Origin of the sequence: Pseudomonas sp. M47T1, assembly GCF_000263855.1 — a bacterium.
In the GTDB taxonomy this organism is placed as follows: domain Bacteria; phylum Pseudomonadota; class Gammaproteobacteria; order Pseudomonadales; family Pseudomonadaceae; genus Aquipseudomonas.
Map to the genome: position 1 here is coordinate 92,826 of NZ_AJWX01000019.1, position 24,923 is coordinate 117,748.

The 24,923-nt window shown below is 61.3% G+C and carries 23 protein-coding genes and 1 pseudogene; 17 read left to right on the forward strand and 7 right to left on the reverse strand.

Going from position 1 to position 24,923, the window contains the following annotated elements; all coding sequences use genetic code 11:
• The first annotated feature begins 1 nt into the window (after position 1).
• The 6 genes from PMM47T1_RS19445 to sucD all read left to right on the forward strand — a co-directional run bounded on the left by PMM47T1_RS19445 (position 2) and on the right by sucD (position 8,928).
• Complete coding sequence (locus tag PMM47T1_RS19445) at positions 2 to 706, forward strand: succinate dehydrogenase iron-sulfur subunit (RefSeq protein ID WP_008372076.1); 705 nt, start codon at positions 2 to 4, stop codon at positions 704 to 706.
• Between the two features lie 248 nt (positions 707 to 954).
• Positions 955 to 3,786, forward strand: a complete 2,832-nt coding sequence (locus tag PMM47T1_RS19450) for a 2-oxoglutarate dehydrogenase E1 component (protein ID WP_008372078.1) — start codon at positions 955 to 957, stop codon at positions 3,784 to 3,786.
• A 42-nt stretch (positions 3,787 to 3,828) separates the two neighbouring features.
• A complete protein-coding gene (odhB, locus tag PMM47T1_RS19455; RefSeq protein WP_008372081.1) occupies positions 3,829 to 5,043 on the forward strand; it encodes a 2-oxoglutarate dehydrogenase complex dihydrolipoyllysine-residue succinyltransferase in 1,215 nt (404 codons plus the stop codon).
• Between the two features lie 191 nt (positions 5,044 to 5,234).
• Entirely contained in the window at positions 5,235 to 6,671 is a 1,437-nt protein-coding gene (gene lpdA / locus PMM47T1_RS19460) for a dihydrolipoyl dehydrogenase (RefSeq protein ID WP_008372083.1), read from the forward strand.
• A 203-nt stretch (positions 6,672 to 6,874) separates the two neighbouring features.
• Positions 6,875 to 8,041, forward strand: a complete 1,167-nt coding sequence (sucC, locus tag PMM47T1_RS19465) for an ADP-forming succinate--CoA ligase subunit beta (RefSeq protein WP_008372085.1) — start codon at positions 6,875 to 6,877, stop codon at positions 8,039 to 8,041.
• Positions 8,041 to 8,928 carry a succinate--CoA ligase subunit alpha gene (gene sucD, locus PMM47T1_RS19470; RefSeq protein WP_008372086.1) on the forward strand — a complete coding sequence of 296 codons (888 nt, stop codon included), beginning with the start codon at positions 8,041 to 8,043 and terminating at the stop codon, positions 8,926 to 8,928. The genes sucC and sucD overlap by 1 nt, the downstream gene beginning before the upstream one ends.
• Positions 8,929 to 9,098: 170 nt before the next feature.
• Here the strand turns inward: sucD and PMM47T1_RS19475 are convergent, their stop codons facing one another.
• Positions 9,099 to 9,677 (reverse strand): GNAT family N-acetyltransferase, encoded by a 579-nt coding sequence (locus tag PMM47T1_RS19475; protein WP_008372089.1) that lies wholly within the window; start codon positions 9,675 to 9,677, stop codon positions 9,099 to 9,101.
• Positions 9,678 to 10,001: 324 nt separating this feature from the next.
• On the opposite strand from PMM47T1_RS19475, the gene brnQ reads away from it, so the two are divergent.
• Complete coding sequence (gene brnQ / locus PMM47T1_RS19480) at positions 10,002 to 11,315, forward strand: branched-chain amino acid transport system II carrier protein (RefSeq protein WP_008372091.1); 1,314 nt, start codon at positions 10,002 to 10,004, stop codon at positions 11,313 to 11,315.
• Positions 11,316 to 11,563: 248 nt separating this feature from the next.
• On the forward strand, positions 11,564 to 11,977 hold the full coding sequence (locus tag PMM47T1_RS19485) for an MAPEG family protein (RefSeq protein WP_008372094.1): 414 nt from the start codon (positions 11,564 to 11,566) through the stop codon (positions 11,975 to 11,977).
• Positions 11,978 to 12,043: 66 nt separating this feature from the next.
• Here the strand turns inward: PMM47T1_RS19485 and PMM47T1_RS19490 are convergent, their stop codons facing one another.
• Complete coding sequence (locus PMM47T1_RS19490) at positions 12,044 to 12,337, reverse strand: hypothetical protein (protein ID WP_008372097.1); 294 nt, start codon at positions 12,335 to 12,337, stop codon at positions 12,044 to 12,046.
• Between the two features lie 156 nt (positions 12,338 to 12,493).
• Between PMM47T1_RS19490 and PMM47T1_RS19495 the strand changes: the two genes are divergently transcribed.
• The 4 genes from PMM47T1_RS19495 (at position 12,494) to PMM47T1_RS19510 (ending at position 16,225) form a co-directional block, all read left to right on the forward strand.
• A complete protein-coding gene (locus PMM47T1_RS19495) occupies positions 12,494 to 12,973 on the forward strand; it encodes a PaaI family thioesterase (protein WP_008372099.1) in 480 nt (159 codons plus the stop codon).
• On the forward strand, positions 12,970 to 13,425 hold the full coding sequence (locus tag PMM47T1_RS19500) for a PaaI family thioesterase (RefSeq protein WP_008372103.1): 456 nt from the start codon (positions 12,970 to 12,972) through the stop codon (positions 13,423 to 13,425). The genes PMM47T1_RS19495 and PMM47T1_RS19500 overlap by 4 nt, the downstream gene beginning before the upstream one ends.
• A 90-nt stretch (positions 13,426 to 13,515) precedes the next feature.
• Positions 13,516 to 15,420, forward strand: coding sequence for a molecular chaperone HtpG (gene htpG, locus PMM47T1_RS19505; RefSeq protein ID WP_008372105.1), 1,905 nt, complete (start codon positions 13,516 to 13,518; stop codon positions 15,418 to 15,420).
• A gap of 70 nt (positions 15,421 to 15,490) precedes the next feature.
• Positions 15,491 to 16,225 (forward strand): dienelactone hydrolase family protein, encoded by a 735-nt coding sequence (locus tag PMM47T1_RS19510; protein ID WP_085989357.1) that lies wholly within the window; start codon positions 15,491 to 15,493, stop codon positions 16,223 to 16,225.
• 101 nt (positions 16,226 to 16,326) lie between these two features.
• Here the strand turns inward: PMM47T1_RS19510 and PMM47T1_RS19515 are convergent, their stop codons facing one another.
• The 5 genes from PMM47T1_RS19515 to PMM47T1_RS19535 form a co-directional block, all read right to left on the reverse strand.
• Complete coding sequence (locus tag PMM47T1_RS19515) at positions 16,327 to 17,199, reverse strand: pirin family protein (RefSeq protein WP_008372108.1); 873 nt, start codon at positions 17,197 to 17,199, stop codon at positions 16,327 to 16,329.
• 11 nt (positions 17,200 to 17,210) lie between these two features.
• Positions 17,211 to 17,627 (reverse strand): OsmC family protein, encoded by a 417-nt coding sequence (locus PMM47T1_RS19520; protein ID WP_043301270.1) that lies wholly within the window; start codon positions 17,625 to 17,627, stop codon positions 17,211 to 17,213.
• 244 nt (positions 17,628 to 17,871) lie between these two features.
• Positions 17,872 to 19,092 (reverse strand): beta-ketoacyl-ACP synthase I, encoded by a 1,221-nt coding sequence (gene fabB, locus PMM47T1_RS19525; protein WP_008372112.1) that lies wholly within the window; start codon positions 19,090 to 19,092, stop codon positions 17,872 to 17,874.
• An 11-nt stretch (positions 19,093 to 19,103) separates the two neighbouring features.
• A complete protein-coding gene (gene fabA / locus PMM47T1_RS19530; protein ID WP_008372114.1) occupies positions 19,104 to 19,619 on the reverse strand; it encodes a 3-hydroxyacyl-[acyl-carrier-protein] dehydratase FabA in 516 nt (171 codons plus the stop codon).
• Between the two features lie 248 nt (positions 19,620 to 19,867).
• Complete coding sequence (locus PMM47T1_RS19535; RefSeq protein WP_008372116.1) at positions 19,868 to 21,766, reverse strand: response regulator; 1,899 nt, start codon at positions 21,764 to 21,766, stop codon at positions 19,868 to 19,870.
• 208 nt (positions 21,767 to 21,974) lie between these two features.
• Between PMM47T1_RS19535 and PMM47T1_RS19540 the strand changes: the two genes are divergently transcribed.
• From PMM47T1_RS19540 to PMM47T1_RS19560, 5 genes and pseudogenes are all read left to right on the forward strand, one after another.
• A complete protein-coding gene (locus PMM47T1_RS19540) occupies positions 21,975 to 23,000 on the forward strand; it encodes an NAD(P)H-dependent glycerol-3-phosphate dehydrogenase (protein ID WP_008372117.1) in 1,026 nt (341 codons plus the stop codon).
• Between the two features lie 15 nt (positions 23,001 to 23,015).
• Positions 23,016 to 23,363, forward strand: coding sequence for a DUF4389 domain-containing protein (locus PMM47T1_RS19545; protein WP_008372119.1), 348 nt, complete (start codon positions 23,016 to 23,018; stop codon positions 23,361 to 23,363).
• Entirely contained in the window at positions 23,360 to 23,815 is a 456-nt protein-coding gene (gene sixA / locus PMM47T1_RS19550; RefSeq protein WP_008372121.1) for a phosphohistidine phosphatase SixA, read from the forward strand. Before PMM47T1_RS19545 ends, sixA begins: the two co-directional genes overlap by 4 nt.
• A gap of 154 nt (positions 23,816 to 23,969) precedes the next feature.
• Positions 23,970 to 24,413 (forward strand): hotdog fold thioesterase, encoded by a 444-nt coding sequence (locus tag PMM47T1_RS19555; RefSeq protein WP_008372123.1) that lies wholly within the window; start codon positions 23,970 to 23,972, stop codon positions 24,411 to 24,413.
• 206 nt (positions 24,414 to 24,619) lie between these two features.
• A pseudogene (locus PMM47T1_RS19560) lies at positions 24,620 to 24,923 on the forward strand (hypothetical protein).

Sequence of the window (24,923 nt, forward strand, 5' to 3'; positions counted from 1 at the left end):
CATGTTGCAAGTCAGTGTTTATCGCTACAACCCGGACGTGGATACCGCGCCGTCCATGCAGACCTTCCAGGTCAATACCGACGGCAAGGACATCATGGTCCTGGACGTCCTGGCATTGATCAAGGAACAGGACGAGGGTTTCTCCTACCGTCGCTCCTGCCGTGAGGGCGTTTGCGGCTCCGACGGCATGAACATCAACGGCAAGAACGGCCTGGCGTGCATCACGCCATTGTCCGCTGTCGTAAAAGGTAACAAACTGGTTATCCGTCCTCTGCCTGGTCTGCCGGTAATACGTGACCTGGTCGTCGATATGAGCATCTTCTACAAGCAGTACGAGAAGGTGAAGCCATTCCTGCAGAACGACACGCCGGCCCCGGCCATCGAGCGTCTGCAGTCGCCTGAAGAGCGTGAGAAGCTGGACGGTCTGTACGAGTGCATCCTGTGCGCTTGCTGCTCGACTTCCTGCCCGTCCTTCTGGTGGAACCCTGACAAGTTCCTGGGCCCTGCTGCACTGCTGCAAGCCTACCGTTTCCTGGCTGACAGCCGTGACACCAAGACCACCGAGCGTCTGGCGTCCCTGGATGACCCGTTCAGCGTGTTCCGCTGCCGGGGCATCATGAACTGCGTAAACGTTTGCCCGAAGGGTCTGAACCCTACCAAGGCAATCGGTCACGTACGTAACATGCTGCTGCAAAGCGGCGTCTGATTTACCTGCTGTAACGTAAACCTCCGGGGTGCGGGTCTTCTTCAACCCGCACCTTGGTGACAACCAAAGCGTGACCCATAAGGTCGTCGCTTTTAATTTTGAAGTAATGAGACCAGCAGGGGCATCCGGGCTGGTACCCGGACTACTTGCGTGATACTCGGTGGCTTGTTGTAGTCGCTGCACTCGGACTTATTCAAGCTTGCTGTGGCGTCAACGCCGGTGGAGTCCCCAAACGAGGGTGACCAAGCATGCAAGAAAGCGTGATGCAGCGCATGTGGAGCAGTGCCTACCTTTCCGGTGGTAACGCTGCCTATGTGGAAGAGCTCTACGAACTCTACCTGCACGACCCTAACGCTGTGCCAGAAGAGTGGCGCACCTACTTCCAGAAGCTGCCTGCCGATGGTGGCGCAGCTACCGATGTTTCGCACTCCACAATTCGCGATCATTTCGTGTTGCTGGCGAAAAACCAGCGCCGCGCCCAACCGGTTTCCGCCGGTAGCGTGAGCAGCGAGCACGAGAAGAAGCAAGTTGAAGTGCTGCGATTGATCCAGGCCTACCGCATGCGCGGCCATCAGGCGGCCCAGCTGGACCCGCTGGGGCTGTGGCAGCGACCTGCACCGGCAGACCTGTCAATCAATCATTACGGCATGACCAATGCCGATCTTGATACGACCTTCCGTGCCGGCGACCTGTTCATCGGCAAGGAGGAAGCGAGCCTACGCGAAATTCTCGAAGCTTTGCAGCAGACATATTGCCGCACCATCGGCTCCGAGTTCACCCACATCGTCGATTCCGAACAGCGCCAGTGGTTCCAGCAGCGTCTGGAAAGCGTACGCAGCCGTCCGGTCTACTCTGCCGACATCAAGGGCCATGTGCTCGAGCGCGTCACCGCGGCAGAAGGCCTGGAGAAGTACCTGGGCACCAAATACCCGGGCACCAAGCGTTTCGGTCTGGAAGGCGGCGAAAGCCTGATTCCGATGCTCGACGAGATGATCCAGCGTTCCGGTTCCTACGGCACCAAGGAAGTCGTGATCGGCATGGCCCACCGTGGCCGCCTGAACGTGCTGGTGAACACCTTCGGCAAGAACCCGCGCGAGCTGTTCGACGAGTTCGAAGGCAAGAAGAAGGTCGAGCTGGGCTCCGGTGACGTGAAGTATCACCAGGGCTTCTCGTCCAACGTGATGACCGCGGGCGGCGAAGTCCACCTGGCCATGGCGTTCAACCCGTCTCACCTGGAAATCGTTTCCCCGGTGGTCGAAGGGTCCGTGCGCGCCCGTCAGGACCGTCGCAACGACGCGGTCGGCGACAAGGTGCTGCCGATCTCGATCCATGGTGACGCGGCGTTCGCAGGCCAGGGTGTGGTGCTGGAAACCTTCCAGATGTCCCAGACCCGCGGTTTCAAGACCGGCGGCACGATTCACATCGTCATCAACAACCAGGTCGGCTTCACCATCAGCAACCCGCTGGACTCGCGGTCCACCGAGTACGCCACCGACGTTGCCAAGATGATCCAGGCGCCGATCCTGCACGTGAACGGTGATGATCCGGAAGCAGTGCTGTTCGTGACCCAGATGGCGATCGACTACCGCATGCAGTTCAAGCGTGACATCGTCATCGACCTGGTCTGCTACCGTCGTCGCGGCCACAACGAGGCCGACGAGCCAAGCGGCACCCAGCCGCTGATGTACCAGCAGATCGCCAAGCAGCGCACCACGCGCGAGCTGTATGCCGAGCGCCTGATCCAGGGTGGCAGCCTCAATGCCGACGCCGTGCAGGCTCAGGTGGACGAGTACCGCAACGCGCTGGACAACGGTCTGCACGTTGTGAAAAGCCTGGTGAAGGAACCGAACAAGGAATTGTTCGTGGACTGGCGTCCGTACCTGGGCCATGCCTGGACCGCGCGTCACGACACCCGCTTCGACCTGAAGACCCTGCAGGAACTGTCCGCCAAGCTGCTGGAAATCCCCGAGGGTTTCGTGGTTCAGCGCCAGGTGGCGAAGATCTACGAAGACCGCCAGAAGATGCAAGCCGGCGGCCTGCCGATCAACTGGGGTTACGCCGAAACCATGGCGTACGCGACCCTGGCGTTCGAAGGTCACCCTGTGCGCATGACCGGCCAGGACATCGGCCGTGGTACGTTCTCGCACCGTCATGCCGTGCTGCACAACCAGAAAGATGCATCGACCTACGTGCCGCTGCAGAACCTCTACGCCGGCCAGCCACGTTTCGACCTGTACGATTCGTTCCTGTCCGAAGAAGCGGTACTGGCGTTCGAATACGGCTACTCCACCACCATGCCGAACGCACTGGTGATCTGGGAAGCCCAGTTCGGCGACTTCGCCAACGGCGCCCAGGTGGTGATCGACCAGTTCATCACCAGTGGCGAGCACAAGTGGGGCCGCCTGTGCGGTCTGACCATGCTGCTGCCGCACGGTTATGAAGGGCAGGGGCCTGAGCACTCCTCGGCGCGTCTGGAGCGTTACCTGCAGCTGTGCGCCGAGCACAACATCCAGGTGTGCGTGCCGACTACCCCGGCTCAGATCTACCACCTGCTGCGTCGTCAGGTCATCCGTCCGCTGCGCAAGCCGCTGATCGTGCTGACGCCCAAGTCGCTGCTGCGTCACAAGCTGGCCATCTCGACCCTGGAAGACCTCGCCGAAGGCTCGTTCCAGACCGTGATCCCGGAAATCGACGCCATCGAGCCGGCCAAGGTCAAGCGCCTGGTGCTGTGCAGCGGCAAGGTCTACTACGACCTGCTGGAAAAACGTCGTGCCGAAGGCCGTGATGACATCGCTATCGTGCGTCTGGAGCAACTGTACCCGTTCCCTGAAGATGACCTGATGGAGACGCTCGCCCCCTACACCAACCTCGAACACGTGGTGTGGTGCCAGGAAGAGCCGATGAACCAGGGCGCCTGGTACAGCAGCCAGCACCATATGCGTCGCAGCTTCAACAACCACAAGAAGGGCCTGGTCCTGGAGTACGCCGGTCGCGATGCTTCGGCCGCGCCAGCCTGTGGTTACGCTTCGATGCACGCCGAGCAGCAGGAAAAACTGCTGAAAGACGCATTCACTGTTTGATGCCATCGCGCACAAGAAACCGAATTTAAGGAACCACTGATAATGGCTATCGAGATCAAAGCCCCTACTTTCCCGGAATCGGTTGCCGATGGCACCGTTGCCACCTGGCACAAGCAACCGGGCGAAGCGGTCAAGCGCGACGAACTGATCGTCGACATCGAAACCGACAAAGTAGTTTTGGAAGTACTGGCCACCGCTGATGGCGTGTTGGGTGCCATCGTCAAGGGCGAAGGCGAAACCGTGCTGTCCGACGAAATCCTGGGCTCCATCGTTGAAGGCGGCGCCGCTGCCGCCGCTCCAGTTGCCGCGCCTGCCGCTGCCGCTGCTGCCCCTGCTGCTGCTGGCGACGAAGACGCCATCGGCGCTCCGGCTGCCCGCAAGCTGGCCGAAGAAAACGGCATTGCCCTGAGCAGCATCAAGGGCACTGGCAAAGACGGCCGCGTGACCAAGGAAGACGTGGTTGCCGCCATCGAAGCCAAGAAGTCCGCACCTGCCGCCGCGCCAGCTGCCAAGCCTGCCGCTGCCGCTGCTGCCCCTGTGCTAGCCGCCGGTGATCGCGTTGAAAAACGCGTGCCGATGACCCGCCTGCGTGCCAAGGTTGCCGAGCGTCTGGTTGAAGCACAGTCGAACATGGCCATGCTGACTACCTTCAACGAAGTCGACATGACCGAAGTCATGGCCCTGCGTTCGAAGTACAAGGACCTGTTCGAGAAGTCCCACAACGGCGTGCGCCTGGGCTTCATGTCGTTCTTCGTCAAGGCTGCCACCGAAGCGCTGAAACGCTTCCCGGCCGTCAACGCCTCGATCGACGGTGCCGACATCGTCTACCACGGCTATGCCGACGTCGGCGTTGCCGTGTCCAGCGACCGTGGTCTGGTGGTACCGGTTCTGCGTAACGCCGAGCTCATGAGCCTGGCCGAAATTGAAGGCGGCATCGCCACCTTCGGCAAGAAGGCCCGCGACGGCAAGCTGTCGATGGAAGAAATGACCGGTGGTACCTTCACCATCACCAACGGCGGTACCTTCGGTTCGATGATGTCGACCCCGATCGTCAACCCGCCACAGGCAGCCATCCTGGGCATGCACAACATCCTCCAGCGTCCGATGGCCGTGAATGGCCAGGTTGTGATTCGCCCGATGATGTACCTGGCACTGTCCTACGATCACCGCCTGATCGACGGCAAGGAAGCGGTAACCTTCCTGGTGACCATCAAGAATCTGCTGGAAGATCCGGCTCGTCTGCTGCTGGACATCTGATGAAGCAGCTGCGAGCTGCAAGCTACAAGCCGCAAGCCGCAAGCCGGTTGCGTTGTGGCCCTTGCTTGGAGCTCGCGGCTTAAAGTCCGAACAGCAGCTGAAAGCTGTAAGCTAACGCCCTCAGGCCGTTCGCGGTGTGGCTCTAGCTTGCAGCTTGCAGCTTGACGCTTGAAGCTAATAGGAACCTATTTATGACTCAGAAATTCGACGTGGTAGTGATTGGTGCGGGCCCTGGCGGCTATGTGGCTGCGATCAAGGCCGCACAACTCGGTCTTTCGACTGCCTGCATCGAGAAGTACACCGACAAGGAAGGCAAACTGGCCTTGGGCGGTACCTGCCTGAACGTCGGCTGCATTCCGTCCAAGGCACTGCTGGACAGCTCCTGGAAGTTCCACGAAGCCCAGGACGGCTTTGCCATCCACGGCATCAGCCACAGCGGCGTGTCCATGGACGTGTCGGCGATGGTCGGCCGCAAGGCCAACATCGTCAAAGGCCTGACCTCCGGCGTTGCCACCCTGTTCAAGGCCAACGGCGTCACTTCGATCCAGGGCCACGGCAAGCTGCTGGCTGGCAAGAAAGTCGAAGTCACCAAGCCTGACGGCACCACCGAAGTCATCGAGGCCGAGAACGTCATCCTGGCGTCGGGTTCGCGTCCTATCGACATTCCGCCGGCTCCGGTCGACAACAATGTCATCGTCGACTCCACCGGCGCCCTGGAATTCCAGGCCGTGCCAAAGCGCCTGGGCGTGATTGGTGCCGGCGTTATCGGCCTGGAGCTGGGTTCGGTATGGTCGCGCCTGGGCGCGCAGGTTACCGTTCTGGAAGCCCTGGACACCTTCCTGATGGCCGCTGATGCCGCCGTCTCGAAAGAAGCCTACAAAACCCTGACCAAGCAAGGTCTGGACATCAAGCTGGGCGCTCGCGTCACTGGTTCCAAGGTCAACGGCGAAGAAGTCGAAGTGACCTACACCGACGCCAACGGCGAACAGAAGATCACCTTCGACAAGCTGATCGTGGCCGTGGGCCGTCGCCCGGTGACCACCGACCTGCTGGCCTCCGACAGCGGCGTGAACATCGACGAGCGCGGCTTCGTTTTTGTCGACGATCACTGCACCACCAGCGTTCCGGGCGTCTACGCCATCGGTGACGTGGTACGTGGCATGATGCTGGCGCACAAGGCCTCGGAAGAGGGCATCATGGTTGTCGAGCGCATCAAGGGCCACAAGACCCAGATGAACTACGACCTGATCCCATCGGTTATCTACACACACCCGGAAATCGCATGGGTAGGTAAAACCGAACAGGCCTTGAAGGCTGAAGGCGTTGAAGTTAACGTGGGCACCTTCCCGTTCGCCGCCAGTGGCCGTGCCATGGCAGCAAACGATACCGGCGGTTTTGTAAAAGTTATCGCTGATGCCAAGACTGACCGCGTACTGGGTGTTCATGTAATCGGCCCAAGCGCAGCAGAACTGGTTCAGCAAGGCGCAATCGGCATGGAATTCGGCACCAGCGCCGAAGACCTCGGGATGATGGTTTTCTCCCACCCGACTCTGTCCGAAGCACTGCACGAAGCAGCGCTGGCCGTGAATGGCGGTGCCATTCACATTGCCAACCGTAAAAAGCGTTAAGTGAAACAATAAGAAACCACGACGGGCCGCCCGTCGTGAGTCTTGCGTGCAACGACTCACCGCGGAAAGTTCGTCGGACTCACCTCGCAGGGCATCCAGGGACCACGCATCCTCGGCTCCCTTCGAGCAGCAGTCACAGGTGGCGCGGCACTCCATGAGAGCGCAGCGCCGAAGCGCAGTACCTAACGAAGACGGTAATTAGCATGAATCTTCACGAGTATCAGGGTAAGCAGCTGTTCGCTGAATACGGCCTGCCAGTATCCAAGGGCTACGCAGTAGACACCCCGGAAGCAGCAGCAGAAGCTTGCGAGAAAATCGGCGGGACCGAATGGGTCGTCAAGGCTCAGGTCCACGCCGGTGGTCGCGGTAAAGCGGGCGGCGTCAAGCTGGTTCGCAGCAAAGAAGACGCCAAGGCATTTGCACAGCAATGGCTGGGCAAGCGCCTGGTGACTTACCAGACTGACGCCAATGGCCAGCCTGTTACCAAGATCCTGGTTGAATCCTGCACCGATATCGCCAAAGAGCTGTATCTGGGCGCAGTCGTTGACCGTTCCAGCCGTCGTATCGTGTTCATGGCTTCCACCGAAGGTGGCGTCGACATCGAGAAGATCGCTCACGACACTCCTGAAAAGATTCTGAAAGCTACCATCGACCCACTGGTTGGCGCACAGCCGTTCCAGGGTCGCGACCTGGCATTCCAGCTGGGTCTGGAAGGCAAGCAGGTTGCCCAGTTCGCCAAGATCTTCGTTGGCCTGGCCAAGCTGTTCCAGGACCACGACCTGGCCCTGCTGGAAGTCAACCCGCTGGTGATCAAGGCCGACGGCGATCTGCACTGCCTCGATGCCAAGATCAACATCGACGCCAACGCCATGTACCGTCAGCCCAAGCTGAAGACTTTCCACGACCCGTCGCAAGACGACGCCCGTGAAGCCCACGCAGCGAAGTTCGAACTGAACTACGTGGCACTGGAAGGCAACATCGGCTGCATGGTCAACGGTGCCGGCCTGGCCATGGGTACCATGGACATCGTCAACCTGCACGGCGGCAAGCCTGCCAACTTCCTGGACGTGGGCGGCGGCGCTACCAAAGAGCGCGTGACCGAAGCGTTCAAGATCATCCTGTCCGACTCCAATGTCGCCGCAGTGCTGGTCAACATCTTCGGCGGCATCGTTCGCTGCGACATGATTGCCGAAGGCATCATTGGCGCCGTGAAAGAAGTCGGCGTGAAAATCCCGGTTGTTGTTCGCCTTGAAGGCAACAACGCTGACCTGGGCGCCAAAGTACTGGCAGAAAGCGGTCTGAACATCATCGCGGCCACCAGCCTGACCGACGCTGCTCAACAAGTCGTTAAAGCTGCGGAGGGCAAGTAATGAGCGTCCTGATCAATAAAGATACCAAAGTCATCTGCCAGGGCTTCACCGGCTCGCAGGGTACTTTCCACTCCGAACAAGCCATCGCCTACGGCACCAAGATGGTTGGCGGCGTGACCCCGGGCAAGGGTGGTACCACTCACCTGAACCTGCCTGTGTTCAACACCGTTGCCGAGGCAGTCAAAGCCACCGGCGCTACCGCCAGCGTGATCTACGTTCCGGCTCCGTTCTGCAAGGACTCCATCCTTGAAGCGGCGTTCGGCGGTATCAAGCTGATCATCTGCATCACCGAAGGCATTCCTACCCTGGACATGCTGGATGCCAAGGTCAAGTGCGACGAGCTGGGTGTTACCCTGATCGGCCCGAACTGCCCAGGCGTCATCACTCCGGGCGAGTGCAAGATCGGCATCATGCCAGGTCACATCCACTTGCCGGGCAAGGTAGGTATCGTGTCGCGTTCCGGCACCCTGACCTACGAAGCCGTGAAGCAGACCACCGACGCCGGTTTCGGCCAGTCGACCTGCGTCGGCATCGGCGGTGACCCGATCCCGGGCTCCAACTTCATCGACATCCTGAAGCTGTTCCAGGAAGACCCGAAGACCGAGGCGATCGTAATGATCGGCGAGATCGGCGGTTCGGCTGAAGAAGAAGCGGCTGCCTACATCAAGGCTCACGTGACCAAGCCGGTTGTTTCCTACATCGCTGGTGTGACTGCCCCTCCAGGCAAGCGCATGGGCCACGCAGGCGCAATCATCTCCGGCGGCAAAGGCACTGCAGACGAGAAATTCGCTGCCCTGCAAGACGCTGGCGTGAAAACCGTGCGTTCGCTGGCCGACATCGGCAAGGCCCTGGCCGAGCTGACCGGTTGGGAAATCAAGAAGGCCTAAGGCTTTCCTGATTCGCTGAACCAGCAAAGGCCACCTTCGGGTGGCCTTTGTCGTTTCTGCGTGCCGCTGTAGCCGTTGTCGCAGGCTGCGCTGACCCCATGCCTCGCTGAAGGTCTACAGCGCACGCAAGGGCCAGCGCAGCCTGGCGGCAGCGGGTGCAACGCGGGGCGTCAGGTAATGTGCGGCGCGTGGTGTGCCAGCCAGGCGGTGCGGCTCAGCTCCCACACCTGCTCGACGGCCGGGCCGCTGACGAACATCGCCGGGCGCTCCAGCACCTTGTGCATGCCTTCGCGTTCCGACAGGCGCCTTGAGGCCAGGCATTCGGCCGATTTGGCCACCCGCAGGCGTTCGCGGCCCAGGGTCTGGAACCAGAAGCGGTTTACCGCGCGGCACGCTTCACTCATCAGCCTCTGGCGCTGCCACGCCTGGCCCAGCCAGAAGCCACGGTTGTCGTCCTCTTCATCCATCAGGCAGATGCCGCCGATCAGTTGTGCCGGGTCACTGCGCAGGCGCAGGCTCCAGTGCCATTCCTGGCCCCTGGCCATGGCGGGCAGCGCATCCTGCACAATGAAGCGCTTCGCCTCGCCGGCAGGGTAGGGCCAGGGTACGTGGTGAGTCAGGTGGCGGACGATGTGCCAATGCGCAAACAGCGCCTGGAATGCATCGGCGTCGTGCTCGCGCAAGGGCGTGAGCAGCAGGCGCGCCGTTTTCAGTCTTGGGGTGGCGGGATTCGGCTCATCGGGGTGCATGGCGCATTCAACCTCAAGGGAAAGCCGGCAAGCCTATCGGCCGATCAAGGGTGTGTCTGTCAGCTGCTTCTGAAGAAACGTTTCACCTTTATAAATCGGCAAAAACGGTCGTTCCTGCGACATTACCGCGCGTTCATCGGACGGTATGTGCAATATCAGTGCGTTTATCGCCCAGATCCGATACGCTATCCGCCATTCTGCGATTCGCCCCCAAAAGGGGTGGTTGCGCGCTGCAAAGGGCCCGGCTTATCCAGCCTGGCCGCATTTCCCTGACCCATGGGGAGATCCCTCTCTAAATTCCGATTCAGTAGTGTGGATTCCTTAATGAAAGTGTTGAAAGGCCAGGACATTCTGGCACTTGGTTTCATGACGTTTGCGTTGTTCGTGGGCGCTGGCAACATCATCTTCCCGCCTATCGTCGGCCTGCAGGCCGGTCCGCATGCGTGGATGGCCGCCTTTGGCTTCCTGATCACCGCCGTGGGTTTGCCGGTGGTGACCGTGGTTGCCCTGGCGAAAGTCGGCGGCGGCATGGACGCGCTCAGCAGCCCGATCGGCAAGGTCGCTGGCGGCCTGCTGGCAGCGGTCAGCTACCTGGCCGTGGGCCCGCTGTTCGCTACCCCGCGTACCGCCACCGTGTCGTTTGAAGTGGGCCTGGCGCCCCTGACCGGCGACAGCCCGACTGCGTTGTTCTGCTACAGCCTGGTGTACTTCGTCGTGGTGCTGGCCGTGTCGATGTACCCGGGCAAGCTGCTCGATACCGTCGGCCGTTTCCTGGCGCCGCTGAAGATCATCGCGCTGGCCGCGCTGGGCATCGCCGCGTTCATGCTGCCGGCAGGCCCGGTGGGTGACGCGCAACCGGCCTACCAGGCGGCACCGTTCTCCAACGGCTTCATCAACGGCTACCTGACCATGGATACCCTGGGCGCCCTGGTGTTCGGTATTGTCATTGTCAATGCCATCCGCTCGCGCGGTGTGGAGTCGCCGAAGCTGATCACCCGCTACGCGATCATCGCCGGCCTGATCGCCGGCGTTGGCCTGGCGCTGGTGTATGTCAGCCTGTTCCGCCTGGGTGAAGGCAGCCATATCATCGCCGCCGATGCCACCAACGGCGCCATGGTGTTGCATGCCTACGTGCAGCACACCTTCGGTTCGCTGGGCAGTGGCTTCCTGGCTGTGCTGATCTCCCTGGCCTGCCTGGTCACTGCGGTAGGCCTGACCTGCGCATGCGCCGAGTACTTCAGCAAGTGCCTGCCTCTGTCCTACAAGGCCCTGGTAGTGCTGCTGGCCGGCTTCTCGCTGTTGGTCTCCAACCTGGGCCTGACCAAGCTGATTGCCTTCTCCATTCCGGTGCTGACGGCCATCTACCCGCCGTGCATCGTGTTGGTGGCGTTGAGTTTCTGCAAGGAGTTCTTCACCTCGCCGACTCGCGTGTTCGCGCCGGTGATGGGTGTTTCGCTGATCTTCGGCCTGGTTGACGCTCTGAAGGGCGCCGGCTTCGCCGACTGGCTGCCAGCGTCGCTGGCTCACCTGCCGTTGAGCGACCAGGGGCTGGCGTGGCTGGTGCCATCGGTGGCTACCTTGGCTGCTGCTGTGGTGGTTGATCGGGTGATGGGCAAGGCGCGCGAAGCGGTTGCCTGATATCTGGTAGCAGACCTTTGCAGGCGGCCACAAGCTGCCAATGCAATATTGAAATGCCCTGCATCGACGGATGCGGGGCATTTTCGTTTTGGCATGCCCCACGCAACCGCCCTAACGCCGCGTACCGGCCAGATCAAAAGCACGGGAGCAAGACCAAAAGCCAAAGCCAAAGCCAGATCAACGTCGTAACCGCGTGCTATACCCCCTGTACCGGTTCGCATCGCGACCCTTAAAAGGAAGCTGCCCCCATGAGTATCCCGTTTTGGTGTGTCTTTATCGCCGCCATCCTGATCTACGTGGCCCGCGTACCCGTGACCAAAGCCATGAAAGAGCAGGGTGGCTACAACAACCATCAGCCCCGCGCGCAGCAGGGGCAGCTCACCGGGCAGGGCGCGCGGGCGGTGGCGGCCCACCAGAACAGCTTCGAGGCCTTCATACTGTTCGCGGTAGGGGTGCTGATGGCCCACACCACCCAGACCCAAGGCTGGGTCATTGATTTGCTGGCAATCATCTTCATCATCTGTCGCCTCATTTACTTGCCGCTGTATTGGTACGACAAACCCTCCCAGCGTTCTTTGGTGTGGATGATCGGACTGGTGTGTTCGCTGTTGTTAATGCTTAGCCCCGTTTATCGGTACTGGGTATTGTCGACCATCCAATAGTTTTTGCAGGCGCCCACAAAAAAGCCCGGCAATTGGCCGGGCTTTGACTGACGCGGTTTACGCGGCTCAGTTTTTCGCAGGTTCGCTCGGTGTGGTTGCCTGAGGTGCTGGAGTCTGCACGTTGGAGGCACCGTCGGAGTTTTCCTTGGCGCGTTCCTGGTTGGCTTCGTCGTTGGATTTGGCAGCTTCAGCGTTTTCTTTAGCGGCGTCGTTCATTTTATCCTGAGCGTCGTCCATCTTCTGTTGTGCTTGTTCGGCGTGTTGCTGCGCATCCTGGGCTTTGTCCTCGGATTTCTTGTCGCAGGCAGCCAGGCCAAGGGAAGCGGCCAGCATCAGGGCATAAGCTAAAGTTTTACGCATGGGGTGTTTCTCCTTATTGAAGATATCTACTTTCCCTTCGAGCGTTGACCGGCAATGTAAGTTCCGTACCGCTCAGCGATATATAAGTGTTGGATCCGTATAGACTTTTTATTCACAGTGTGCTGATTCGAAAAATAATAACCAAGGCCTTGTCATATGACTGAAACGCCGTTGTTACAGCAAGCCCGCCGATTTATCAGCGCGTTGCCGCACTGTCAGATCATTGGCCTGAGTGTCACTGCTATCGACGAAAAGGGCGTGACACTGATGCTGCCGTATTCGCCGGCCATCGTTGGCAACCCGCAGACTGGCGTCATACATGGCGGGGCGGTCACCACCTTGATGGACACCACTTGCGGTATCGCCACGCTGTGCGTGCTACCCAGTTTCGAGGTGTGCCCCACGCTGGACCTGCGCATTGACTACATCCATCCGGCGCAGGCCCACAAGGCGATCCATGGCTACGCTGAATGTTATCGTGTGACGCGTGACGTGATCTTCACGCGCGGCTTTGCCTACCAGGACAGTGCCGAGCAGCCCATCGCCCAGGTGGTGGGCACTTTCATGCGCCTGGGCAAGGGCATCAAGGGTGGCACGGCATTCGCCGGCGCGCTTGGCCAGGGAGCCCGACCATGATTGACCAGGCTTTGCGCGACCAACTGCGGGTGGCCCATGAACGCAACGATTACGCGCCGCTGCTGGCATTGATCCCTTATGCCTCGTTGATCGGCATTGAGTGCCGTCGCGAAGAGCAGGGCGTGCTGTTCTGCCTGCCGGCCAATCGCAACAATATTGGTAACCCTTTGTTGCCGGCCATCCACGGCGGCGTGATTGCCGGGTTCATGGAGCTGGCCGCAGCCCTGCAGTTGATTCTGTTCACGGGCACTGAGCAGGTGCCGAAGATTATCGACTTTTCCGTGGACTACCTGCGCGCCGGGCTCTACCGCGATACGTTTGCCCGCTGCCAGCTATGGCGCCAGGGGCGGCGAGTGACCAATGTGGCGATCACGGCCTGGCAGGCCGATCCGCAAGAGCCCATCGCCACCGCGCGAGCGCATTTCAAGATTGATGAAAGCACGGCCCCTTGAAATCACTGCCGGTGCCCCCATCTCGTTGTCATCCCGCCGCAACTGCGCTTGAGCCCGCGGCCTTTGCCATCTGATTGGAGTTTGATGACCATGAGTGTGGAAACTCAAAAAGAAACCCTGGGCTTCCAGACCGAGGTGAAGCAACTGCTGCACCTCATGATCCATTCGCTGTATTCCAACAAGGAAATTTTCCTTCGCGAATTGATCTCCAACGCATCCGACGCTGTCGACAAACTGCGCTTCGAAGCATTGTCCAAGCCCGAACTGCTTGAAGGCGGCGCCGAGCTGAAGATTCGCGTGAGCTTCGACAAGGACGCCAAGACCGTCACCCTCGAAGACAACGGCATCGGCATGAACCGTGACGACGTGATTACCCACCTGGGTACCATCGCCAAGTCCGGCACCGCCGACTTCATGAAAAACCTGACGGGTGACCAGAAAAAAGACTCGCACCTGATCGGCCAGTTCGGCGTGGGCTTCTATTCCGCGTTCATCGTTGCCGACCAGGTTGACGTGTACAGCCGTCGCGCCGGCAGCGCCGCCAGCGAAGGCGTGCACTGGTCCTCCAAGGGCGAGGGCGACTTCGAAGTGGCCAACGTCGACAAGGCCGACCGCGGTACCCGCATCGTGCTGCACCTGAAGGCCGACGAGTCCGAGTTCGCCGATGGCTGGCGCCTGCGCAACATCATCAAGAAGTACTCCGACCACATTGCCCTGCCCATCGAGTTGCCGAAAGAACAGGAAGCGGCCGAAGGCGAGGAAAAGCCTGCCGTTGAATGGGAAACCGTCAACCGTGCCAGCGCCCTGTGGACCCGTCCGCGCACCGAGGTGAAGGACGAGGAATACCAGGAGTTCTACAAGCACATCGCTCACGACTACGAGAACCCGCTGAGCTGGAGCCACAACAAGGTCGAAGGCAAGCTGGAGTACAGCTCGCTGCTGTACGTGCCGGCCCGTGCGCCCTTCGACCTGTACCAGCGTGAGGCGCCAAAAGGCCTGAAGCTTTACGTGCAGCGCGTGTTCGTGATGGACCAGGCCGAGTCGTTCCTGCCGCTGTACCTGCGCTTCATCAAGGGTGTTGTCGATTCCAACGACCTGTCGCTGAACGTGTCGCGGGAAATCCTGCAGAAAGACCCGATCATCGATTCGATGAAAACCGCCCTCACCAAGCGCGTACTGGACATGCTGGAGAAGCTGGCCAAGAACGAGCCTGAGCAGTACAAGGGCTTCTGGAAGAACTTCGGCCAGGTCATCAAGGAAGGTCCGGCGGAAGACTTCGCCAACAAGGAAAAAATCGCCGGGCTGCTGCGCTTTGCGTCTACCCACGACGACAGCGGCGAGCAGTCCGTGTCCCTGGCCGACTACCTGGCCCGCGCCAAGGAAGGTCAGGACAAGATCTACTTCCTCACCGGTGAGTCCTACGCGCAGGTCAAGAACAGCCCGCACTTGGAAGTCTTCCGCAAGAAAGGCATCGAAGTGCTGCTGCTGACCGACCGTATCGACGAGTGGCTGATGAGCTACCTGACCGACTTCGACGGCAAGGGTTTTGTCGACGTGGCCCGTGGTGACCTGGACCTGGGCAAGCTGGATTCGGAAGAAGACAAGAAAGCCCAGGAAGAAGTGGCCAAGGATAAGGAAGGCCTGATCGAACGCCTGAAAGCCGCGCTGGGCGACAGCGTCAGCGAAGTGCGCGTGTCACATCGCCTGACCGACTCGCCAGCGATCCTGGCTATCGGTGAGCAGGACCTGGGCCTGCAGATGCGTCAGATCCTGGAAGCCAGCGGGCAGAAGGTGCCGGATTCCAAGCCGATCTTCGAGTTCAACCCCTCTCACCCGCTGATCGAGAAACTGGATCACGAGCAGAGCGAAGACCGTTTCGCCGACTTCTCGCACATCCTGTTCGATCAGGCAGCCCTGGCTGCCGGTGACAGCCTGAAGGACCCGGCCGCCTACGTGCGCCGTCTGAACAAGCTGCTGGTTGAATTGTCCGTTTAAACTGTTGCAGCAAAAACCCGCTTCGGCGGGTTTTTGCGTTTAAGTCCTACTCTCTTTGTATTGGGGAAACATCATGACTGTTACCGTTCAATCCGTTGTCTATCAGATCGATGGCAAGCCGTATGAAAGCCGCCTGGTGTATGACGCTGCGGTGGTATCCCCGCGCCCGGGCTTGCTGATGGCCCCTAACTGGGTAGGCGTGAGCGAAGGCGCCGAGCGTATCGCGCAGTCCGTCGCCGCCCAAGGTTATGTGGTGCTGCTGGCCGACCTGTACGGCCAGGCCGTGCGCCCGAAAGGCAACGAGGAATGCCTGGCGGCGATGATGCCGCTCAAGACTGACCGTGCCGAACTGCGCAAGCGCATGCAGGTCGCGTTCGAGCAGTTGCAGGCCCAGACCACTGCTGCGGTGGACAAGGACCAGTTGGCTACTTTCGGTTTCTGCTTCGGCGGTTGCTGCTCCCTGGAGCTGGCCCGTACCGGCGCGCCGCTGAAGGCTGCCGTATCGTTCCACGGTACCCTGGACACCCCGAACCCGGCCGATGGCAAGAACATCAAGGGCAAGGTGCTGGTGCTGCACGGTGCCAGCGACCCATTGGTGCCGAAAGAGCAGCTGCCGGCGTTTGAAGAAGAAATGAATGCTGCCGGTGTGGATTGGCAGTTCACCAGCTACGGCGGTGCGTACCACTCGTTCACCGACGTGGAAGCCAACAACCCGGGCGTGCAGATGTACAACAAGGTAGTGGCAGACCGTGCGTTCACGGCCATGCACAACTTGCTGGAAGAAGTCTTCAAACCAGCGGTGTAACGCGGTAGGCCCTGTGGGAGTGGGCTTTGCCCGCGAATGTCGCGCCGCGTTCCGTCTGACGAAATGTGGCGATTTCTTCGCGGGCAGAGCCCGCTCCCACACTAATTTCTGCGGCTTGAGGGCAATTCGATCCTTTCGGTTTCGCCCGGCACAGTCGGCCAGTCCCTGGCCGCCCATTTCGCCCGCGCCTGATCAATCAAGGCCACGTCGCTGGCGACGAAATTCCAGTTCATTCGTCGCGGGCCATCCAGCGGTGCGCCACCGATCAGCATCAGATGGCAGTCTGACTGCGCCACCAGCGTCGGTTGTTCTCCGGCGTCGAGCACCAGCAGCGTCAATGGCTGCACCGCCTCGTCTTGCAGTTGCATATCACCCTCCAGCACATACAGCGCCCGCTCCAGATGTTCATCAGGAATCAGTAGCGTGCTGCCCGCCACCATGTGGACTTCAGCGTACAGGGTGGGGGAAAGAACCGGCACTGGCGACGTCAGGCAGAAGCCTTCCCCGGCGATCATGCGGATACGAACGCCCAGGCTCTCGCTGACGGGCAGATCGCCTGCCAGGTGATGGCGATAGTGGCTGTCGCCCTGTTCGACGCTCACAGGCGATGCCAACCATATCTGCAGGCCGTGCAGGCGTGAACCGCTGGCGCGCAGATCGTCCGGTGTGCGCTCCACATGGGCAATGGCCTTGCCTGCGGTCATCCAGCTGGCTTCGCCGGGTGCTACGCGCTGGTCCGAACCCAGGCTATCCTTGTGCAGCAGTTCGCCTTCGAACAGGTAGGTGAGGGTGGACAGGCCGATGTGCGGGTGCTGGCGAATGTTCACGCCATGCCCGGGGGCATAGACGGTGGCGAGCATGTGGTCGAAAAACACGAAGGGCCCCACGGCGCGGCATTGCCGCGACGGCAGTGGGCGCAGGATGGGCTGGCCTTCGACGTCTTCGGCGGGTGGGCGGATCACCAAGTGCGGCATGATGGGCTCCGTTACTGGCTGAAGGCGCCTTCGGCCAGCGTGGTGGTGATGGCCACGTCGGTGGTGGTCATCAGTTTGTGTACGGGGCAGCGGTCGGCCACGCGGTGCAGTTCGGCGCGCTGTTCTGCGGTAAGTACGCCCTTGAGGGTCAGTATCACGTTGATCGCGTAGTGGCCCTTTTGCTCCTGGCTGTCGTCGCGCTGCACGTCCACGGATACGCCGGTCAGCGGGATGCCTTTTTTCTGCGCGTAGTACTTGAGGGTCAGGGCCTTGCAGGCGCCCAGGGCGGCATCGAAATAGTCGTGGGGGGAGGGGGCTGAATCGTCGCCGCCCAAGGCCTTGGGCAGGTCGGTGAACAGGGCGTGGTCGTCGATCTGCAGGCTGTGGCGAAAGCTGTCGGCGGATTCGGTGTTGACGGTGATGGTCATCGGGCGGTCCTTGTGCATGATCGCCCTACTGTAGCCCGTGTCGCCAGGCCATGCTGGTACGTTTGTGCTGGGGGCTACGAATTAGGTGGGAGCGGGTTCTACCCGCGAAAAGCGCGCTGCGGTTTTTCAATGACTGCGCGGTGTGGCCTTCGCGGGTAGAACCCGCTCGCACGGGGCGCGATGATGCAGGCCAAAAAAAACGGCACCCGAAGGTGCCGTTCTTTTTCAGTAAGGGGGTAAGCCCTTACTTGCCCTGCCAGCGCTTGAGCACCAGCGTGGCATTGGTGCCACCGAAACCGAAGCTGTTGCTCATGACGGTGTCGATCTTGGCGTTTTCCTGAGTCTCGCGCAGGATCGGCATGTCGGCAACGGCTGGGTCCAGTTCGTCGATGTTGGCGGAGCCGGCAATGAAGTTGCCTTCCATCATCAGCATGCAGTAGATCGCTTCGTGAACGCCGGCGGCGCCCAGGGAGTGACCCGACAGGCTCTTGGTGGAGCTGATGGCCGGAGCCTTGTCGCCGAACACTTCACGCACACCTTTCATTTCCGCGACGTCGCCGACCGGGGTCGAGGTACCGTGGGTGTTCAGGTAGTCGATAGGGGTGTCGACGGTGGACAGCGCCTGCTGCATGCAGCGGATAGCGCCTTCGCCGCTTGGGGCAACCATGTCGTAGCCATCGGAAGTGGCGCCGTAACCGACGATTTCCGCGTAGATCTTGGCGCCACGGGCCAGGGCGTGTTCCAGTTCCTCGACCACCACCATGCCGCCACCGCCAGCGATGACGAAGCCATCACGGTCGTTGTCGTAGGCGCGAGAGGCCTTTTCAGGGGTGTCGTTGCGCTTGCTGGACAGGGCGCCCATGGCGTCGAACAGAAACGACTGGCTCCAGTGCTCTTCTTCACCGCCACCGGCGAAGACGATGTCCTGCTTGCCCATCTGGATCTGTTCCATGGCGGTACCGATGCAGTGAGCACTGGTGGCGCAGGCAGAAGCGATGGAGTAGTTCAGGCCCTTGATCTTGAAGGGCGTGGCCAGGCAGGCGGAGACCGTGCTGCTCATGGTGCGGGTCACGCGGTATGGACCAACGCGCTTCACGCCTTTTTCGCGCAGGATGTCCAGCGCTTCCATCTGGTTGAGCGTGGACGCACCACCCGAGCCGGCGATCAGGCCGGTACGCGGGTTGGAGACCATCTCGTCGGTCAGGCCCGAATCCTTGATGGCGTCGGCCATGGCCAGGTAGGCGTAGGCGGCGGCGTGGCCAACGAAGCGGTAGACCTTGCGGTCAATCAGCTCTTCGAGGTTGAGGTCAATGGAGCCGGAAACCTGGCTGCGCAGACCCATTTCGGCATATTCCGGATTGAAGCGGATGCCAGGGCGGTTTGCACGCAGGTTTGCGGTGACGGTGTCTTTGTCATTGCCCAAGCAGGAAACAATGCCCAGACCAGTGATAACGACGCGGCGCATGCGGATAACCCTTAGAAATTTTCGGTGGATGTGAACACGCCGACCCGGAGGCCTTCGGCGGTGTAGATCTCTTTGCCGTCAACGCTGACAGAACCATCGGCAATGGCCAGGTTCAGCTTGCCGCGCAGGACGCGTTTGATGTGGATGTTGTAGGTGACCTTCTTGGCGGTCGGCAATACCTGACCGAAGAATTTCACCTCGCCCGAACCCAGTGCGCGACCGCGGCCCGGCAGACCCTGCCAGCCCAGGAAGAAACCGACCAGTTGCCACATGGCGTCGAGGCCCAGGCAGCCCGGCATCACCGGATCACCTTCGAAATGGCAGGCGAAGAACCAGAGGTCCGGATTGATATCCAGCTCGGCGACCAATTCACCTTTGCCGTACTTGCCACCTTCGTTGCTGATATGGGCAATGCGATCGACCATCAGCATGTTACCGGCGGGCAGTTGCGCGTTACCTGGGCCGAACATCTCGCCGCGGCTGCAGCTCAGTAGTTCATCCCGAGTAAAGGCGTGTTGTTTGGTCATGCGAGCTCCTCAATAGTCCCGTGTGGCAGTGGGGCAAATTCTCCCGGCCGTGCCAAAGCGATTGCGCCTTTGACCCGGCAGCCTACACATAGACTATTGCGTTGTAGTGAAAGTCACAGCGCCAGGGTCAAAGAAGTACACCTGTGCACTGAAATTTTTTACCCAGGCAGTTCATTTTGCCTGATGTAACGTCTAAGACTGCCGCACTTTAGCATTTATCGCCAGCCCCGGCTGCCTTGGCGGCGCATTTAAGGTGTAAGCCAACGCTGCAGGATCTGCTGCAGATCCGTACGTTTGAACGGCTTTGCCAGGTAATCGTTCATGCCGGCGCTCAGGCATGCCTCGCGATCGCCCAGCAAGGCGTTGGCGGTAAGGGCGATGATGGGAAGGTCGGCATGCTCGGGCAACTGGCGGATGCGCCGCGTGGCCTCGTAGCCGTCGACGATGGGCAGGCGGCAATCCATCAGCACCAGGTCAAAGGGCTGGCGGGTCACTTCATGGATCGCCTGGGCACCATCGCCCACCACGCACACCACAAAGCCAAGGCTGCGCAGCATGGCATCGATCACGGTCTGGTTGACCGGGTTGTCTTCCACCAGCAGCACGTGTTTGCCCGCGCCCTGACCATCGCTGCCCGGGCGTGCTTCGCGCAGCGGCGCCGTGGCACGCTGGCTCAGGGCCAGCGGTATTTCCAGGGTGAACAGCGAGCCGCAGCCTTCCTCGCTTTCGGCCAGCAGCGTGCCGCCCATGCGTTCGGCCAGGGTGCGCGCGATAGGCAGGCCCAGGCCGGTACCGCCGTAGCGGCGGGAAATGCTGCTGTCGGCCTGCTGGAAGGCCACGAACATATTTTCCAGGCGCTCGGCGCTGATGCCGATGCCGGTGTCGCGCACCGTGCAGCTCAGCCAGATCAACTGATGGTCGAGGATCTGCCATTGGGCATCGATCTGCACGCTGCCGGCCTCGGTGAACTTGATGGCGTTGCCGATCAGGTTCACCAGAATCTGGCGAATGCGCGTGGGGTCACCTTCCACCTGCAACTGGTCGAACCCCTGGGGCAGGTTGAGGGCCAATGCCAGGCCGCGTTTCTGCGCGTTGTGGTGGAAGGTCTGCGCACAGCTGGCCACCAGTTCGCCCAGGTTGAACGGGATGTGCTCCAGCTCCAGGGCTGCGCGCTCGATGCGCGAGAAGTCGAGAATGTCGTTGATCACCTTCAGCAGGTGTTCGGTGGACTGGGTGGCCAGCGCCGCGTACTCAACCTGCTCCTCGGTCATGGTGGTGGTTTCCAACAGTTGCAGCATGCCCAGCACGCCGTTCATGGGCGTGCGCAATTCATGGCTCATCATGGCCAGGAAATCAGACTTGGCGCTGTTGGCGCGCTCGGCCTGTTCGCGGGTGCTGATCAGTTGTTCCATGGCCAAGTGCTGTTCGCGCCCGGCCTTGTCCAGGCCCTTGGCCAGGTTGTTGATGTGCCGGGCCAGGCTGCCCAGTTCGGCGTCGTCGACAACCGGCAGCGGCGCCTTGAAGTCACCTTCCTGGATGGCCTTCACCGCCAGGCTCATGTCGCTGATGGGGCGCGCCAGGCTCAAGGCCAGGCGGCGGGCCAGCAGGAAGCTGAACAGCAGGGCGAACAGGGCCAGCACCGTGGCCTTGAGCAGTATTTCCTGCTGGCGCTGGTTGAAAGCGTCGTTGGACATGCCGACGATCACCCGCCCCACGCAGTCGGGCTGGCCCACGCGCAGGAAGTTGTCATGGGTCAGGTCGCCAGCCAGGGCGGCACGTTGCAGGCGGATGCTGGCCTGGAACACCTGGACCTTGGCGCTGCGGTCAAGGTCGGCAGCCGGTTGTTCGACGTACAGCAGCACGTGGTCATTGCTGTCCTGTACTTCCAGGAAGCGCACGTGAGGGATTTCCAGGGTGGCGCGCAGCAGGCTGTCGAGCACCGTGGTGTTGTGGCTGATCACGCCAAACTCGGCCGCCGGCGCCAACTGGTTGGCTATCAATTGGCCGGTGTGGGTCATTTCTTCGCGCAGGTCATGGATGCGCACGAAGGTAAAGAAACCGGTCAGCAGCAGTGTCAGCAACAAGGCCGGGCCCAGGCAGATCAATTGGGTGCGGCTATGAATATCCCAGCTCGGGCGCCATTTCATCGGGTGCAATCTCGCACGGTGCGGCCTTGGGGAGTGGAAAGCGGCCGAGCATTTTAACCGTCCCGTGCGACATTTCCAGTCATGTATACGGCTTCCTCACCTCCCGCTACGCTTTCACGGCATGGCTTTGCCCTGCGGGACTGGCCGCGGCGCGTGTGCTCCGTATAATGCAGCCATTGCCACTTTTTTTGGTTTTGATGGATTGGATATGACTGAACAGCAGCCTGTTGCAGTGCTGGGTGGCGGAAGCTTCGGCACCGCCGTGGCCAACCTGCTGGCCGAGAATGGCCACGCGGTACGCCAATGGATGCGCGACCCTGACCAGGCCGAGGCCATCCGTACCCAGCGCGAGAATCCGCGCTACCTCAAGGGCATCAAGATCCATGGCAACGTCGAGCCGGTCACCGACCTGCTGGCCACGCTGACCGGCAGCGAGCTGATCTTCGTGGCGCTGCCGTCCAGCGCCCTGCGCAGCGTGCTGGCGCCCCATGCCGGGCTGTTGGCCGGGCGCATGCTGGTCAGCCTGACCAAGGGTATCGAGGCCCAGACGTTCAAGCTGATGAGCGAGATCCTCGGCGACATCGCCCCCGATGCGCGCATCGGTGTATTGTCGGGCCCCAACCTGGCTCGCGAAGTGGCCGAGCACGCCTTGACAGCCACCGTGGTGGCCAGCGAGGACGAGGCCTTGTGCGAGCGTGTGCAGGCCGCCCTGCACGGGCCGACTTTCCGTGTCTACGCCAGCAGCGACCGCTTCGGCGTGGAGCTGGGCGGTGCGCTGAAAAATGTCTACGCCATCATTGCCGGCATGGCCGTGGCGCTGGGCATGGGTGAGAACACCAAGAGCATGCTGATTACCCGGGCGCTGGCGGAAATGACCCGCTTCGCCGTCAGCCAGGGTGCCAACCCCATGACCTTCCTGGGCCTGGCTGGCGTGGGCGACCTGATCGTCACCTGCTCCTCGCCCAAGAGCCGCAACTATCAGGTAGGGTACGCCCTGGGTCAGGGTTTGAGCCTGGAAGAGGCGGTCACGCGCCTGGGCGAAGTGGCCGAAGGCGTGAACACCCTCAAGGTGCTCAAGGCCAAGGCCCAGGAAGTGAAGGTGTACATGCCGCTGGTGGCCGGCCTGCATGCCATCCTGTTCGAAGGCCGCACCCTGGCCCAGGTGATCGAATTGCTGATGCGTGCCGAGCCCAAGACTGACGTCGACTTCATTTCAACCAGCGGTTTCAATTGATCAACGGAGTGAGCCATGAGTGATTCGCCTCTCAAGCCTGCGCAGGAATCGATCCTGTTACGGGTGCTGTGGATGCTGCTGTACGTGCTGGTCTGGCAAGTAGGGCAGTTGTTGTTGGGCGCGGTGGTGGTGATTCAGCTGATCTATCGCCTGGTCTATGGCTCGCCCAACCTGAGCCTGATGAACTTCGGTGACAGCCTGAGCCAGTTCATGGCGCAAATCGGTCGCTTCGGCAGCTTCCACACCGAGCAGAAACCGTGGCCGTTCGCCGACTGGCCGGCGGCCCGCGCGCCCGAGGGCGAGGCGCCACACAGCGTGCCACCGGCACCGCATCCGGCCCGGGACGAGGAGCCAAAGGTGTGAAGTTATGGATTCTGCGTCACGGCGAGGCCCAGGGTCATGCGGCCCGCGACAGCCTGCGCGAACTGACCGACCACGGCCGCGAGGAAGTGCTGCGCAGCGCGGCGCACCTGTTGGGTGAGCCGGTCAGCGCCGTGTACGCCAGCCCCTATGTGCGCGCCCAGCAGACCGCGGGCATCGTCCATGAGGCCCTGGCGCTGCAACAGCCTGTCGTCACCGTGCCGTGGCTCACGCCCGAAAGCGACCCCCAGGCGGTCATCGGCCACCTGGATGCGCTGGGGCAGGACAACGTGCTGTTGGTCAGCCACCAGCCGTTGGTGGGTGCCTTGGTGGGGCTGTTGGAGCAGGGTCACCTGCAAAGCCCGCGTGGCATGAACACCGCCAGCCTGGCCGTGCTTGAGGGCGACTGGCCGCTGGCCGGGCTGATGAGTGTGCAGGCCGTGCATCACCCCTGACGCGGGACGGAACGGCCAAATGCCAGCCTGTGACGGTCGTCATGCTTGCAACCATTGCCGAGGCTAAAAGATAGTGGGGCGGTCATAGCGATCGCCTCGCTGCCTTTTGCCGTGCGGGGCGGGCCCTGAATATTCTGGAAAAAGGACACATCCCATGAGCCTGTGGCACATCCAACCCAACCTCGACGATTTCAACGCGGCACAGAAAAACACCATTGGCGAGGTGCTCGATATTCGCTTCGAGGCCGTCGACGATGAATCCCTCACGGCCAGCATGGCCGTTGACCATCGCACCCATCAGCCCTATGGCCTGCTGCACGGCGGCGCATCGGTGGTGCTGGCCGAGACCCTGGGCTCCATGGCCAGCTACCTGTGCATCGACTCCAGCAAGTATTACTGCGTGGGCCTGGAGGTGAACGCCAACCACGTGCGCGGCGTGCGCAGCGGCCGCGTGACCGGGGTGGCGCGCGCGGTGCACATCGGGCGCACTACTCATGTATGGGACATTCGCTTGAGCGATGAGCGAGGCAAGCTCAACTGCATCTCGCGCCTGACCGTGGCCGTGGTCCCCCTGGGCGAGAACCCGCCTGGCCGTTGATTGCCTTGCAATAGCAGGGAACTGCCTTCGTCTCGTTGACACAAATGCCATCGTTTTACTACGATGGCTCCAGCGCCGATTTAAGACAGCTACTTGCGGGGCGCGGGAACATTCCTCACGGAAGTTCCGAAATACCGCTAAAACGCTGGTTCGGTGTGCCTCCCACCGCAGCCCAGCGGGACTTGCGAGGCTTGGAAAACACCACCATGAGTTGCCCCCGTCCTATCGTCTGCCTGGCGCCACTGCCTGCCAGTAGCGCGCCGCGCAATCCACGCATTCTGCTGGTCGGCCAGCACCAGCCGACCTTGCTGCGCTACCTTGACGGCTGGCCGCGCCGGCAAGGCCAGTGCCTTCCTGATCCAGTTCATCGACCCCAGCCAGTCACTGGCACACCTGGCCAACGACCGTTTCGACCTGGCCGTGGTGCAGTCGCCGTCTGCCGAGCAGGCGGCCGAGGTGCTCGGCCACCTGACGCGCGTCGCTCGCCAGGGGTTGGTGGCGCTGCGCTGA

Bases quoted from the DNA above. Each gene is read 5' to 3' on its own strand.
- brnQ (WP_008372091.1), top strand. From the start codon at position 10,002: ATGAAAGTGTTGAAAGGCCAGGACATTCTGGCACTTGGTTTCATGACG.
- PMM47T1_RS19485 (WP_008372094.1), top strand. From the start codon at position 11,564: ATGAGTATCCCGTTTTGGTGTGTCTTTATCGCCGCCATCCTGATCTAC.
- PMM47T1_RS19540 (WP_008372117.1), top strand. From the start codon at position 21,975: ATGACTGAACAGCAGCCTGTTGCAGTGCTGGGTGGCGGAAGCTTCGGC.
- sucC (WP_008372085.1), top strand. From the start codon at position 6,875: ATGAATCTTCACGAGTATCAGGGTAAGCAGCTGTTCGCTGAATACGGC.
- PMM47T1_RS19520 (WP_043301270.1), bottom strand. From the start codon at position 17,627: ATGACCATCACCGTCAACACCGAATCCGCCGACAGCTTTCGCCACAGC.
- htpG (WP_008372105.1), top strand. From the start codon at position 13,516: ATGAGTGTGGAAACTCAAAAAGAAACCCTGGGCTTCCAGACCGAGGTG.
- PMM47T1_RS19535 (WP_008372116.1), bottom strand. From the start codon at position 21,766: ATGAAATGGCGCCCGAGCTGGGATATTCATAGCCGCACCCAATTGATC.
- PMM47T1_RS19475 (WP_008372089.1), bottom strand. From the start codon at position 9,677: ATGCACCCCGATGAGCCGAATCCCGCCACCCCAAGACTGAAAACGGCG.
- PMM47T1_RS19450 (WP_008372078.1), top strand. From the start codon at position 955: ATGCAAGAAAGCGTGATGCAGCGCATGTGGAGCAGTGCCTACCTTTCC.
- PMM47T1_RS19500 (WP_008372103.1), top strand. From the start codon at position 12,970: ATGATTGACCAGGCTTTGCGCGACCAACTGCGGGTGGCCCATGAACGC.
- PMM47T1_RS19445 (WP_008372076.1), top strand. From the start codon at position 2: ATGTTGCAAGTCAGTGTTTATCGCTACAACCCGGACGTGGATACCGCG.
- PMM47T1_RS19555 (WP_008372123.1), top strand. From the start codon at position 23,970: ATGAGCCTGTGGCACATCCAACCCAACCTCGACGATTTCAACGCGGCA.
- PMM47T1_RS19490 (WP_008372097.1), bottom strand. From the start codon at position 12,337: ATGCGTAAAACTTTAGCTTATGCCCTGATGCTGGCCGCTTCCCTTGGC.
- fabA (WP_008372114.1), bottom strand. From the start codon at position 19,619: ATGACCAAACAACACGCCTTTACTCGGGATGAACTACTGAGCTGCAGC.
- fabB (WP_008372112.1), bottom strand. From the start codon at position 19,092: ATGCGCCGCGTCGTTATCACTGGTCTGGGCATTGTTTCCTGCTTGGGC.
- PMM47T1_RS19545 (WP_008372119.1), top strand. From the start codon at position 23,016: ATGAGTGATTCGCCTCTCAAGCCTGCGCAGGAATCGATCCTGTTACGG.
- odhB (WP_008372081.1), top strand. From the start codon at position 3,829: ATGGCTATCGAGATCAAAGCCCCTACTTTCCCGGAATCGGTTGCCGAT.
- lpdA (WP_008372083.1), top strand. From the start codon at position 5,235: ATGACTCAGAAATTCGACGTGGTAGTGATTGGTGCGGGCCCTGGCGGC.
- PMM47T1_RS19495 (WP_008372099.1), top strand. From the start codon at position 12,494: ATGACTGAAACGCCGTTGTTACAGCAAGCCCGCCGATTTATCAGCGCG.
- PMM47T1_RS19515 (WP_008372108.1), bottom strand. From the start codon at position 17,199: ATGCCGCACTTGGTGATCCGCCCACCCGCCGAAGACGTCGAAGGCCAG.
- sucD (WP_008372086.1), top strand. From the start codon at position 8,041: ATGAGCGTCCTGATCAATAAAGATACCAAAGTCATCTGCCAGGGCTTC.